The 13004-nt window shown below is 47.8% G+C and carries 11 protein-coding genes and 2 tRNA genes; all 13 read left to right on the top strand.

Annotated elements, in window-relative coordinates; all coding sequences use genetic code 11:
* The first annotated feature begins 27 nt into the window (after nucleotides 1-27).
* A complete protein-coding gene (locus LI015_RS10860; RefSeq protein ID WP_002569280.1) occupies nucleotides 28-1263 on the top strand; it encodes an RtcB family protein in 1236 nt (411 codons plus the stop codon).
* A 610-nt stretch (nucleotides 1264-1873) separates the two neighbouring features.
* Nucleotides 1874-2986 carry a slipin family protein gene (locus tag LI015_RS10855; RefSeq protein WP_002573069.1) on the top strand — a complete coding sequence of 371 codons (1113 nt, stop codon included), beginning with the start codon at nucleotides 1874-1876 and terminating at the stop codon, nucleotides 2984-2986.
* A gap of 131 nt (nucleotides 2987-3117) precedes the next feature.
* Nucleotides 3118-3205 (top strand) — tRNA-Tyr (locus LI015_RS10850).
* Between the two features lie 65 nt (nucleotides 3206-3270).
* Nucleotides 3271-3359 (top strand) — tRNA-Ser (locus LI015_RS10845).
* 280 nt (nucleotides 3360-3639) lie between these two features.
* On the top strand, nucleotides 3640-3918 hold the full coding sequence (locus LI015_RS10840) for a hypothetical protein (RefSeq protein ID WP_227124956.1): 279 nt from the start codon (nucleotides 3640-3642) through the stop codon (nucleotides 3916-3918).
* Between the two features lie 210 nt (nucleotides 3919-4128).
* Entirely contained in the window at nucleotides 4129-5463 is a 1335-nt protein-coding gene (gene gdhA, locus LI015_RS10835) for an NADP-specific glutamate dehydrogenase (RefSeq protein WP_021893384.1), read from the top strand.
* Between the two features lie 306 nt (nucleotides 5464-5769).
* Nucleotides 5770-6933, top strand: a complete 1164-nt coding sequence (locus LI015_RS10830; protein ID WP_002573067.1) for a DUF819 family protein — start codon at nucleotides 5770-5772, stop codon at nucleotides 6931-6933.
* 171 nt (nucleotides 6934-7104) lie between these two features.
* On the top strand, nucleotides 7105-7803 hold the full coding sequence (locus tag LI015_RS10825) for a GntR family transcriptional regulator (RefSeq protein ID WP_002569273.1): 699 nt from the start codon (nucleotides 7105-7107) through the stop codon (nucleotides 7801-7803).
* 310 nt (nucleotides 7804-8113) lie between these two features.
* Entirely contained in the window at nucleotides 8114-8638 is a 525-nt protein-coding gene (locus LI015_RS10820; RefSeq protein ID WP_002569272.1) for a PTS sugar transporter subunit IIA, read from the top strand.
* A 4-nt stretch (nucleotides 8639-8642) separates the two neighbouring features.
* Nucleotides 8643-8924 carry a PTS sugar transporter subunit IIB gene (locus LI015_RS10815; protein ID WP_002569271.1) on the top strand — a complete coding sequence of 94 codons (282 nt, stop codon included), beginning with the start codon at nucleotides 8643-8645 and terminating at the stop codon, nucleotides 8922-8924.
* A gap of 21 nt (nucleotides 8925-8945) precedes the next feature.
* Complete coding sequence (locus LI015_RS10810) at nucleotides 8946-10325, top strand: PTS galactitol transporter subunit IIC (RefSeq protein WP_002573065.1); 1380 nt, start codon at nucleotides 8946-8948, stop codon at nucleotides 10323-10325.
* A gap of 49 nt (nucleotides 10326-10374) precedes the next feature.
* Nucleotides 10375-12276, top strand: a complete 1902-nt coding sequence (locus tag LI015_RS10805; RefSeq protein ID WP_227124954.1) for a BglG family transcription antiterminator — start codon at nucleotides 10375-10377, stop codon at nucleotides 12274-12276.
* A 47-nt stretch (nucleotides 12277-12323) separates the two neighbouring features.
* Entirely contained in the window at nucleotides 12324-13004 is a 681-nt protein-coding gene (locus tag LI015_RS10800; protein WP_002569268.1) for a class II aldolase/adducin family protein, read from the top strand.

Below are 13004 nucleotides of genomic sequence, written 5' to 3'. Positions count from 1 at the left end.
GAGTGAAGAAGAAAGGATGTGAGATATATGTTTGTGATGTATGAAAAAGAAAAGATGAAGGTTCCTGTAAGGGTATGGCTGAAGGAACGAGAGGATTTGGAAGGAAGCTGTCTGGAACAGGCATATCATCTTTCACAGCTGCCTTTCCTTCATAAGTGGGTCAGTCTGATGCCGGATACACACGCCGGAATGGGAATGCCCATTGGAGGTGTTATTGCAGCAGACGGCGTGGTGATTCCCAATGCAGTGGGTGTGGACATCGGCTGCGGTATGGCTTATACCGAGACCAACATTAAGGTGGCTGATATCAGGGAGGTTATCACGGGCAACGGCTCCCTCCTCCAGGCTGTCATAGGTGATATCATGCGCAACGTGCCGGTGGGATTTGCACACCATAAGACCATGATGCCCAGCTATACCATGGACGGTGCTTTGGAGGAAATGGACCGGTATGAGGAGGATGGGGAGCTCTTAGGACAGCTGGAGGCGGGATATTACCAAATTGGTACGCTGGGAGGCGGGAATCATTTCATTGAGCTCCAGGAGGATGACGACGGTTATCTGGCTGTAATGATTCACTCGGGAAGCCGTCACTTCGGAAAGTCTGTCTGCGATTACTTCCACTATAAGGCAAGACAGCTAAACCAGAAATGGTTCAGCGCTGTGCCCGATGAATACAGGCTGGCCTTCCTGCCGGTGGATACCAGAGAGGGCAAACAATACCTTAACTGGATGCAGCTTTCCATGGATTTTGCCAAAGAGAACAGGGAAAAGATGATGTTAGCCGTGAAGGCCATTCTGGAAAAATGGATTGGAAAGTATACCGAACTTTCACTGGAGTTTTCCCACGACATAAACTGCCACCACAATTACGCTTCCTTTGAAAACCACTATGGGAAGGATGTGTGGGTCCACAGGAAGGGCGCTGTCAGCGCTCAGAACGGAGAATTAGCCGTTATTCCGGGGGCCATGGGTTCTTACAGCTATGTGGTCATGGGAAAGGGAAACCAGGAGAGCTTCTGCTCTTCATCCCATGGAGCCGGGCGGCAGTATTCAAGAAAAGGTGCCATGGCGGCATTTTCCTGTGAGGAAGTCATTCTGGATTTACAGAAACAGGGTGTGATTCTGGGTAAAAAGGGAAAGGCCGATGTGGCGGAGGAGAGCCGGTTTGCCTATAAGAATATTGAGGAGGTCATGGATAACCAGCAGGATCTGGTGGTGCCTGTGAAGCGCCTTAAGACAATAGGCGTGGTGAAAGGATAGAAGGCCGCGGCAGTATGCCGGGGCCGGGGAAAAACAAGCAGGCGCCCGTCAGAGGGACGGGAGGCCTGCCCTACATAAATATCGGCAGTTTGCCTTAAGAGGCGGAGTTTACTTCCTGGGACTCCCCGGTGCCCGGCCTGTGGTTCAAGGGTATGCCGGCAATCTGCAGTTTTTTAGGATGATGTGTCGCGGGTTCGACTCCCGCCGTGTATGATAACACGTAGCTAAGTGGGTATAGCAATCATTAAAAATGATGACATAACCAAATGTCTCCAGGAAGGAGAAGGGATGCCTTCGCTCCTGCCGAACCTGTTTAAAACAGGGAAAGGCAGTTCTTCTGCGGCCCAGCGCGGCTGCGGATACCGCACAAAATGGGCCGGGCCAGAAATACGGTCAATCCGGATAGGCCGGATGATAAAGTGTTTCCCGTTCGGATGGAGCCTGTACGGAATGCGTGTCAGCGCATTACGGATCGGATCCGGGTAGGGCCGTAACGCCCAGCCCTTCCAGGATGTGCTTAAGCAGAAGCCCGCAGCAGGAGGATGGAGCCGGGCATCCGCCTTTTCCATCAAACAAATTTTACAGATTCATAATAATGAGGGATTCAGATATGATGATAAAGAAATATATAATCAAAGAGCAGGAATGCGGCTACCTGATGAAGGATGGCCGGTTCGTGGAACTGCTGACAGCAGGCAGGTATTCTTACCTGAACATGTTGGGATATGAGGTACAGACAGTGCCTATGACAGGGGAAGTCAAAACATGCGGAATACCGGAGGAAATCCTCATGAAGGATGAAAAGTTTGCCTCCAGGGTAGTGAAGGCAGTGCTGCCGGATGAGTGCATAGCTCTCCGGTTTGTGAATAAGGCGTACAGGGAAGTAATCACAAAGCCTGAGACATTGTACTGGAATGTATTTGAGAAAAATGAATTCCGGCTCATCGACATAACACAGCCTTATATGGAGGATACCCTTCCCCGGATGTATATGGATCTGATGCCATCCAAGTACTATAAGAAAATAGTTATAAAGGACGGAGAGACAGGTCTTTTGTATTTTGACAACCGCTATGAAAAGAAACTGGACACAGGAACCTATTACTTCTGGAATTACGGAAGGGAGGTTACCTGCAAAGTTTTCAACATGAAGATCCAGCAGCTTGACATCTCCGGCCAGGAAATCCTTACCGCAGATAAGGTGGCTGTGCGGTTAAATATAATCTGCAATTACCGGATTACCAATCCGGAGAAGCTGGTTCAGACCGTAGAGGGGGTGGCTTCCCAGCTCTATACCTATGTCCAGCTGAAACTGCGGGAATATGTGGGGCGGTACAGGCTGGATGAGCTCCTGGAACAGAAGGAGGAAATCGGAAGATTTGTGCTGGATAAGCTAAAGGAGTATCAGGAGGAATACTGCGTGGAGATAACCGGGGCAGGTATCAAGGACATTATCCTTCCGGGAGAGATAAGGGAAATCATGAATACCGTGCTGATGGCAGAAAAAAAGGCCCAGGCCAATGTCATCATGCGGCGGGAGGAAGTGGCTTCCACCAGAAGCCTTTTGAACACTGCCAGGCTTATGGATGAAAACCGCACCCTGTTCAAGCTGAAGGAAATGGAGTATCTGGAGAAGATCTGCGACAAGGTGGGCAATATATCCCTTAACGGCGGTAAAGGCGTGCTGGAGCAGCTGGCAGAGCTGGCCGGGGTGCAGGATTAACGGTATACAGGGATAATGGTGTACAGGAATGAGAATGCCGGGTTAATTTAAAAATAATGCAAATCTGCCCAGGTCCATATGCTATAGTACTGACATAAGAGAACGGAGGCCTCCCCGGCCTCCCTCCATAAGCGCCGGTATGCAAATGGCTGAAGCAAGCGGTCTGTAAAACCGTGACCCAGGTGGTGAACATTGTTGGCTCGAATCCAACCCGGCGCATCAGGACTGTTAACAGACAGGTTCCGGGCGTGCCCATACCGGGATAAGGCATGGGCGCGCAATCAGCAGATGTGGCAGAGTGGTCGAATGCGGCTCCCCGCTAAGGAGCAGGCCGGCAGTAACCGGTCCGGAGGTCCGAATCCTCCCATCTGCGTTGACAAATTTGGAAGAAAAAGTGTATACTGATAATCGGAAGGAGAGCATTATGGCAGAAGCAGTGTTTATAAAGGTAAGGTTATATAGTTATGGGAAGTCCGGTGCCGGCAGTTATTCATGCTATGGCAGCGGACGGATTGGTGTAACTGAAAACAGGAACTGCCAAAGCCCGGGATAAGACGAAACGATTCATAAATACTTTTATGAACCTTTAGCGAACATGGTACAAAGGGCCAAAGGCAGGCCCTTTTTTGATGCGGAAGGCGAGGAAGATTCACATGCATCAGACCATGTTTCCATTATTGATTGTTAATATCCTGGAGAATCATGCCACGAAGGAAAGACCTCTTTCCGTTACGGAGATAACAGAGTTTGTCAACAGGGAGTTCGGACCCTTTGCCATGGAAAAGGAACAGCTTATGAACCGGTCCACGGTGACGCGGATTCTGGATGCCATGGAGTTCTGGACCGAGGAAGGAAACCTGCTTAATTTTAAGGTGACGCAGTGCGGTTCAGAGAATAAGAAGCTGTTCTGTCTGGAGCGGCCAAAGGAGTGAAGTGGAGTTCCGGACCGATTTCAGGTGGTAAATGATGAAACATCCGGTAAAACCGCGGAAAATCCGGCTGCAGTGATTTTGAAAATCGGTTTACATACTTCTTGACTTTAACATATTAACTTGTTATACTTTTCCTAAAGTGTGTGCCGGACCCACTGCCGGCACAGCATCCCCACACTTCACAAACAAAAATCCAGGAGGTCGATTGAAATGTCATACGTTGATGAGATTTATGAGAGAGTAGTAGCACAGAACCCGGGTGAGCCGGAGTTTCATCAGGCTGTCAAGGAAGTACTGGATTCCTTAAAGCTGGTCATTGATGCCAATGAGGAAAAATACCGCAGGGAAGGTATTCTTGAACGTTTCACGGAGCCGGAAAGAATTGTATCTTTCAGGGTACCGTGGGTAGATGACAATGGAGCTGTCCAGGTGAACAAGGGATACAGGATCCAGTTCAACAGCGCCATTGGACCATATAAGGGCGGCCTGCGTTTCCATCCATCTGTAAACCAGAGCATCCTCAAGTTTCTCGGTTTTGAGCAGACACTTAAAAACTCCCTGACAGGCCTTCCCATGGGCGGAGGCAAGGGCGGTTCCAACTTCGATCCCAAAGGCAAATCAGACCGCGAGGTCATGGCTTTCTGCCAGAGCTTCATGACAGAGCTGTACCGCCACATTGGCAAGGATACGGATATCCCGGCCGGAGATATCGGTGTAGGCGGCAGGGAAGTGGGATACCTCTTTGGACAGTATAAGAGAATCACAGGATTGTATGAGGGCGTACTTACAGGCAAGGGACTTACCTTTGGCGGCTCCCTGGCCAGGACACAGGCAACCGGATATGGCCTGGTATACATTCTGGATGAGATGTTAAAGCACAACGGCAAGGATATGGCAGGCAAAACCATCGTTGTATCCGGTTCCGGCAATGTGGCCATCTACGCAACTGAGAAGGCACAGCAGCTGGGAGCAAAGGTAGTGGCTTTAAGCGATTCCAACGGTTATATCTATGACAAGGACGGCATTCAGCTGGATATTGTGAAGGAAATCAAGGAAGTACGCAGAGGACGTATCAAGGAGTATGTGGAAGAGGTCCCAACCGCAGTGTATACAGAGGGAAGAGGAATCTGGAGCATCCCATGTGACATCGCCCTTCCCTGCGCAACCCAGAATGAGCTGAATCTGGAAGATGCCCAGACACTTCTCGCCAACGGATGCTTTGCAGTGGCAGAGGGCGCTAACATGCCGTCCACCAGGGAAGCCACAGATTTGTTTGTGGAGAAGAAGATTCTCTTTATGCCGGGTAAGGCTGCCAATGCAGGCGGCGTGGCAACTTCCGGACTGGAGCAGAGCCAGAACGCCTTAAGAATGTCATGGTCCTTTGAGGAAGTGGACGATAAGCTTCACACCATCATGGTAAATATTTTTGCAAAGGTATCAGAGGCAGCAGAGCGTTACCAGGTTGCGGGCAACTATGTGGCTGGTGCTAATATCGCCGGATTTGAGAAGGTGGTTGAGGCTATGCTGGGACAGGGCATCGTGTAGTCTGCACTGTATCGCGCAGACGGAATATATAATGTGCGGATTGGATCCCGCAGTCAGGCCATATTGGCTTGTCTGCGGGACTTTTTTACTTTTTTTGGAATGTGGGTATGGAAAAGAGACAGGTCAGGTCTGGTTTATCTTGAAAATCAACAGAAACTGGAAATAATGCATAAAAAACATAGTTTTTACTTTTGTATATTGAATATTTTTAAAACTTGTGTTAATATAATGCTAATACGGATTGTTGACAATCCACAATCCACAATTTACAATCATCAATATATGAAAGGTGAAGAGGAAAAAAAGATGGAAGCACTTATTACACGTACCGAAGGCCTGATATTCGTGATTTTAATCATGGTAGCATTTGCGCTTTGGTTACAGAGATTCAAAGCATTTAAGTCACTGGGGCCGGTTTTGACAGTAGTGGTATTGGGAATTATTCTTTCTAACACCCATGTGGTGCCGATTTCACATGATTTTTACAGTGCGTTGTCTACATACTGCGTGACGCCCGCCATATCTATCTGCCTGCTCAGCATGAATATGCGTGAGCTGAAGAAGCTGAACAGGGAGCCGGTTATTGCTTTGGTATCTGCTATTTTTTCCGTATGCTTTATTGCCATCATACTGGGATTATTCTTTGCCCCAAGGATTACTGAGGGCTGGAAGTGCGCCGGCATGTTTGTAGGCACCTACACAGGCGGAACACCTAACCTGACAGCTATCGCAACCGGTCTGGACTGTTCAAGGGAAACCCTTGCGGCCGCCAATGCAGCTGACTACGTGGTGTCCACCCCCTTAATGGTATTTCTATTCGCGGCTCCGGCTATCTTAAAGGCGTCCAAACGCTGGAACAAGCTGTGGCCTTACCAGTTTACAAAAGAGGAGCTGGACGACGGAGAGGACGAGCCTCTGATGTCCGATAAGAGATGGTCTATCCGGGATATTGCATGGCTTTTGACCATTGGTTTCGGTGTTTCCTTTGTATGTACTGTGATTGCACAGTCCATTTTTCCGGATACCTTCTGGAAAGCGGGAAGGCTGCTGATTCTTACCACGGTATCCATTGGCCTGGCACAGTTAAAGCCTGTCCAGAAGCTGCGCGGAAATCTTGACCTGGGTCTGTTTATTTCCCTGACCTTCCTTGCAACCATTGGATTTGCTGTGGATTTACAGCAGTTTATCGGTTCCGCGCTAATGATGACACTGTATGTACTGTTTATGCTGATTGGATGTATCGTACTGCACCTTATTATCTGCCGCATATTTAAGATTAAGTATGAATATGTAATCCTGTCCATGGTGGGATGTATTGTAGACGGGCCAACCTCATCCCTGACCGCGGCGGGCGCAGACTGGAAATCCCTGATTAACGTCGGCTTAATCATGGGTGTAATAGCCGGAGCCTGCGGAAACTATGTGGGCATCTTTGTATCCTATGTCATCAAGGGTATATGCGGCCTGTAAACATGATGAAAGGCGAAAGCCTCAGACAAACTCCGGCGCTTGTGATCCAAGGTGCCGGAGTTTTGCCATTTTTTCAGACAATATGTTTACCGTGGGATTTTCTTATGATACTATTATTTTGTGACAGAATACACTGGAATTGTTGTGGGATTATGAAAAGGAATTGCTTTTATGGGAAAATTAACGTATCAGACACTGCGTGAAAATGTGGTGGACGTCATTCGTATGAAAATATTCAACCACGAGCTGGCGCCGGGAATGAGAATTATTGAACAGGATATTTCGGACGAACTTGGGGTGAGCCGCGGGCCGATCCGGGAGGCTTTAAGACAGCTGGAACAGGAAGGCCTGGTGGAATATGTGAGAAATGTGGGGTGTTCGGTGAAAAATATCACCCTGGAGGACATTTACGAGATTTATCTGCTGAGGGCCACCTATGAGATTTTGGCAGTAAAGCTGTGCAGGGGAGTGTTTTCAGAGACTGCCTTTGCCGAGATGGATGCTGCATTGGAATCCATGAAGGACTTAAAGGAAACGGATTATAACAAATCCATTGCCTGTGATAACATGCTTCATGAGGCCATCATACGTTCCACCGGCTTACCGCGGCTGATTAAGGGATGGACGGACTTAAACTATGGAAATGCCATCAATTATTATGCGGGCAACCCTGACAGCCGGGCCATGATAGAACGCCAGTACCCCATCCACAAGGAACTGGTGGACGTGTGCCGCACCGGAAATACGGAGGAAATATGCAGGGCCATATCAAACCATTATATGAAGACAATCAGACGGCGGCTGAAGGAGCAGGGTATGCCGGAAGACCATTTTAAGTTTTCAATTGATGTGATTGATGGCTGGGTGTGAGGCTGGGAGAGAAGATTGGACAGCCGCAGAAAACAGAAGAGAGGGAGAATCCTGATGACGGTTTGAGAAGTACCTGTCATCAGGATTTTTTTGTGGAACAATAAGAAGGTGTATTCTGCCCTGTGATTTGGTAAACCATGTTGTTGTGAATAGTGACATGGTATCCGGGTGAAACAGGGAAAATAAGGCACAATTATGTATAAAATAATTGCGCATCACAGGAATGAGCATCATATTGCACAAAATATGGGCCCTATTTGAATTGAAATACACATGTCCGGCCTTTATAATGCAGGTATGGAGAAGATACATGAGCGCGCGTGTAACTTTAATATTAATTAATGAGGAGTACCAAATCATGACGGGAGATATTGTATACAAGGACCTGATTCAGCTGGATTTGGATGTGAGAAACACAGACGAATTATTTGAAGTAATGTCCGGGCGGCTTATGGAATTGGGATATGTGACAGGGGATTTTCTTGAAAGCATAAAGGAAAGAGAGAAGGAATATCCCACGGCCCTTCCCATAGAGCCATATGCAGTGGCTATACCCCATACAGACCCGGAATGCATTAAGAATGCATTTATTGCCTGTATCCGCCTGAAGGAACCGATTCCATGGAGGGAGATGGCTGCCAACGAGGTAGTCCATATGGTGCGGTTTGTATTTCTGCTTGGTTTTAAGCAGGAGGCGGTGGGGGATGCCCATGTGGAACTGCTTCAGATACTGGTAAACAATTGCCAGAGACCTGATTTTATGGAAAGGCTGAGGCAGGCTGCTAATATAGAAGCATATTTTAATCTGGTATTATCAATGGAAGGTATAGGGTGAACATATGAAGAGAATTATAGTTGCATGTGCAAATGGAGTTGCCACGTCACAGGCTGTTGCCAGTAAGGTAAACCGTCTGCTTAAAGAGAGAAAGGTGGACGCGGTGGTGGACGCGGTTAATATCAAGTCCCTGGACAGGGATATAAAAGACTGTGTGGCTTATATAACCATCACAAAGACGGTAAAGGAATATCCGGTACCTGTTATCAACGGAATCGCGTTCCTGACAGGGGTCAGGCAGGAAGATGAACTGAAAAAGCTCATTGATGCGGTCAACAAAAGCTGATAGGGAGAAGGAGGGGAAAGTATGCAGGTATTAACAAATGTTGTTAATTTCTTTTTGGGATTAGGGGCTCCCATATTTGTACCGATTATAATGATTGCCGGCAGTATAATGGTGGGGATGAAGATAAAGGACGCGATTTCATCCGGCATCACACTTGGCGTGGCATTTACGGGCATGAATCTTCTCATATCCTTTATGAAGGACAGCATAACCCCGGCCGCCCAGGCCATCATGACCTCTACGGGAATCTCGCTGCCCATTGTTGACGGCGGATGGAGCACCATGGCTACCATATCATGGGCATGGCCCTATGCATTTCTCATGTTTCCGCTTTTGATAGCAGTCAATGTAGTGATGATACTTCTCAACAAGACAAATACCATCAACGCAGATTTATGGAATGTATGGCTTAAGATATTTACGGCAGTTGCCGTGGTATCCATTACTCATAGTGTGATTCTGGCCTTTGTGATTGCGGCGGTTCAGATTATACTGGAACTTAAATCTTCGGACGCACATCAGCACCGAATTGAAAAGCTTACAGGAATTCCGGGTGTGTCAGTGACCCATGCTACGTTATTCTTTGGAGCTATTTTATACCCGATTGCCCTTGTTTTAAGAAAAATTCCGGGACTTAACAGGGAATTTGACACGGATATGTTAAAAGACAAGGTTGGTATTTTTGCGGAAAACCATGTGATGGGATTTATATTGGGCTGCCTGTTTGGAATTCTCGCGAAGTATTCCCTGGCCCAGATTCTTACCACAGGAATCAAGGCTGCAGCTGCCATGACGCTGTTCCCGGTGGTGGCCAAATATTTCATGCAGGCCTTGTCTCCCATTTCTGAGGCGGTCAGCGCTTTCATGAATAAAAAGTTTGAAGGAAAGACTCTGATTGTAGGTCTGGACTGGCCTATCCTTGGCGGCTGTAATGAGATATGGCTGGCTATCCTTTGGAGCATACCGTTTATGCTGATTTATTCCATGGTGCTGCCGGGCAATGAAATCCTTCCCTTTGCAGGTCTTATGAGCGCATCCCTGGCATTGCCGGCGTTTCTGGTGACAAGAGGAAACCTGCTTCAAATGTCTATCCTCTGCGTCATCGGCGCTCCGGTGTTCCTGTGGGTGGGGACTGCCTTTGCTCCATTCATGACAGAGTTAGCCATCGCAACAGGCAGTATTGACCTTCAGGCGGGAGAGCTGATCAGCAACAGCCTGATTAATGGTCCTGTATTTACGTATTCTATTTCCCATCTGTTTATGTTTTTAAAAGGTAATTTCATGCCTTTGATTATATTTGCAGTCTGGCTGGCAGGGTTTATTTTATATTACCGTGATTTAATGCGTGAGGCCAGGGAAGACGCGGCTCTGGAGGCTGGGAATGCCAAGGCGGGACAGTAAGCAATCGAATTGACGAGGTGATATCGTGTATCTGGATAGCAGAAGTTATATGATTTTTCAGGAGATTGTAGATAATTCATCAGCTACAGGCAAGGGGCTGGAGGAAAAGTTCCATCTTACGAGAAAGCAGCTCAGCTATAGCTTTGACAAAATCAATGACTATCTTAGGGATAACGGCCATCCGGAGATTAAGCGGCTGAAGACCGGGTACTTTATGGTGCCCGGTCCGGTGGCTGAGCATTATTCCGCCAAAGAAGCAGCAATCACCAAGTCCTCCTATACCTATTCGGACGAGGAGCGGGCATATTGGATTGAGCTACGGCTGCTCTGCCATGAGGATGAGCTTTCCACCTATCATTTTACAGAGGAGCTTCAAATCAGTAAAAACACGCTGCTCAGTGACTTCAAGAAGGTACAGGAACGGGTAAACAGATTCAGTTTGGAGCTGGCATATAACAGGAAGGAAGGGTACCGCCTTTACGGAAGTGAATATCACAAAAGAGAGCTTTTGACACATGCCCTCAGAAAGCTTCTGAACATGCCGGGCGGTGAGGAGAACCTGAACCGTATATACGGAATCAGGGAGGAAGGGGTAAAGGAGCTCAGGGCAAATATCGAGGAGATAGAAAATAAGCTTCAGCTTCAATTTACAGATGAACGTCTGAAGGAGCTTCTGTATATTTTTTATTTTACACTGATTCGGATTAAAAATGAAAAGACCGTGGAAGCCATGGACCGGTACCGCCTGGTAACCACCACCAAAGAATATTCCGTGGTGGCTGCCTTTGCAGATAAGTACAGGATAAAGGATGAAAATGAGATCGTAAATTTTGCAGTTCAGATACAAATTTCAAAGGTCCATAACAGGGTCCATGAAGATATAGGGAATCTGGAGCTGCTCAGGGACGCGGGCATGCACATGCTGGAACGTTTTGAGTCCATCAGCTGTGTACGGCTGGACGGAAGGGCGGAATTTTTGGAAATCCTTTATCAGCACATGAAGCCTGCCGTGTACCGGATCTGGTATGGATATCATGTGGAACCGGATATCACGGACATGATACTGCCAAAATACCAGTATCTTCATGAAATCGTGAGAAAGGCCGTAAGGCCCTATGAAGTGTATCTCACATGTACTTTTCCGGACCCTGAGCTTGTGTATATTACGGTTCTCTTTGCATCATGGCTTCATAAGGAGGGAAAACTGATTCAGGTCCAGGAAAAAGAGAGGGCCGTGGTGGTGTGTACCAATGGTCTTACCGTATCGCAGTATCTCTTTGTGTCTCTGTCAGAGCTTCTGCCTGAGATTGAATTTTTAGAGTGCCTGTCCTTAAGGGATTTTTATGAATATGATAAGGATTTTCAGATAGTGTTCTCCACCGTAAGGCTGGAGACAGATAAAAAACAGTTTGTGGTGTTTCCTTTTGCCAATGATATTGCCAAGAAATCATTCAGGGAAAAGGTATTGGATAACATACGGGTTTCGGAGGGAGAGGTAAAGCTTCAGAGCCGTCTGCCCTTCCTGCTGCCGGACGAGAGGATTCAGATTACCCGGGAAATGCCCGACTGGCAGAATGCAATCCGTATGGCATCAGCGCCGCTGCTGGACAATGGTTTTATTAACAGGAATTATATTGAAAAAGCCATTGATATGGTGGAAACGGATAAACGGTTCATCATGATTGCAGACGGCGTGATTATCGCCCATGCAGGTGTGGATGACGGTGTTTACAGCATGGGCATGGCGCTGCTTAAGCTTCCTGAAAAACTGTCCTTTAACGGATATATGGATGCTGATATCATCGTTGTGCTGGCCACACCGGATAAGACCAGACACTTGCCCGCACTCTACCAGCTGTTCGATTTGCTGGAGGACGAGGGTAATATAAGCGCCATGCGGAGGGCGCAGGACGCACATGAGATTGCCAGGCTGATACGAAAATATATTTGAATTAACAGCCATTAAAATAATAGGAACCATAGAGGGGAGAAAATCATATGTCACAGGAAACAATACAAAGAGCAATACAAAAAGCAAAAGAGCAGGTCATGTGGGGATGCAGGACCATGGTGGACAAGGGGTATGCATTGGGTACAGCCGGCAATATCAGCGCCAGGGTGGAGGGAGAACCATTGTTTGTCATTACCCCGTCAGCCAGACCGTATCTCACGATGAAGCCGGAGGACCTGGCTGTGGGGGATATGGATGGAAATGTGGTGTCGGGACCCTATAAGCCTTCCATTGAATTTTCCATGCATCTGGGTATTTATAAGGAAAGACCGGAGGTTAACTGCATCGTGCACACACACTCCAAATTTGCCACGGCTGTCAGCGCCATGGACGGTGTTGAGAAGGTGCCGGTCATTGACATTGAGGGCGTGGTGTATCTGGGCGGGGAGATACTGGTGGCCCCGTTTGCACCTCCAGGATCCGGTGAGCTGGCAGCGCATGTAAGGAATACTATTGGGACAAACGCAGGCCTGCTCATGGCCAGCCATGGCGCCATCGGCACAGGTCTTACCATGGAAGATGCCATGATATCCAGCGACAATGTGGAGAGGGCCTGTGAAATGTATCTGGCAATCCTGGGGGCAGGGCGCCAGGTAAGGAAACTGCCTGAGGATTATATGGAAATGGCAAAGAAAAAGTCGCTGGTAAGAAGAAATGTAGTTTTATAG

The organism is Enterocloster sp. 210928-DFI.2.20 (assembly GCF_020554465.1).
GTDB lineage: Bacteria > Bacillota > Clostridia > Lachnospirales > Lachnospiraceae > Enterocloster > Enterocloster bolteae.
Note: the sequence above shows the minus strand (reverse complement) of the source record. Positions and strands in the feature narration are given on the sequence as shown.

Bases quoted from the DNA above. Each gene is read 5' to 3' on its own strand.
- LI015_RS10860 (WP_002569280.1), top strand. From the start codon at position 28: ATGTTTGTGATGTATGAAAAAGAAAAGATGAAGGTTCCTGTAAGGGTA.
- LI015_RS10855 (WP_002573069.1), top strand. From the start codon at position 1,874: ATGATGATAAAGAAATATATAATCAAAGAGCAGGAATGCGGCTACCTG.
- LI015_RS10840 (WP_227124956.1), top strand. From the start codon at position 3,640: ATGCATCAGACCATGTTTCCATTATTGATTGTTAATATCCTGGAGAAT.
- gdhA (WP_021893384.1), top strand. From the start codon at position 4,129: ATGTCATACGTTGATGAGATTTATGAGAGAGTAGTAGCACAGAACCCG.
- LI015_RS10830 (WP_002573067.1), top strand. From the start codon at position 5,770: ATGGAAGCACTTATTACACGTACCGAAGGCCTGATATTCGTGATTTTA.
- LI015_RS10825 (WP_002569273.1), top strand. From the start codon at position 7,105: ATGGGAAAATTAACGTATCAGACACTGCGTGAAAATGTGGTGGACGTC.
- LI015_RS10820 (WP_002569272.1), top strand. From the start codon at position 8,114: ATGAGCGCGCGTGTAACTTTAATATTAATTAATGAGGAGTACCAAATC.
- LI015_RS10815 (WP_002569271.1), top strand. From the start codon at position 8,643: ATGAAGAGAATTATAGTTGCATGTGCAAATGGAGTTGCCACGTCACAG.
- LI015_RS10810 (WP_002573065.1), top strand. From the start codon at position 8,946: ATGCAGGTATTAACAAATGTTGTTAATTTCTTTTTGGGATTAGGGGCT.
- LI015_RS10805 (WP_227124954.1), top strand. From the start codon at position 10,375: ATGATTTTTCAGGAGATTGTAGATAATTCATCAGCTACAGGCAAGGGG.
- LI015_RS10800 (WP_002569268.1), top strand. From the start codon at position 12,324: ATGTCACAGGAAACAATACAAAGAGCAATACAAAAAGCAAAAGAGCAG.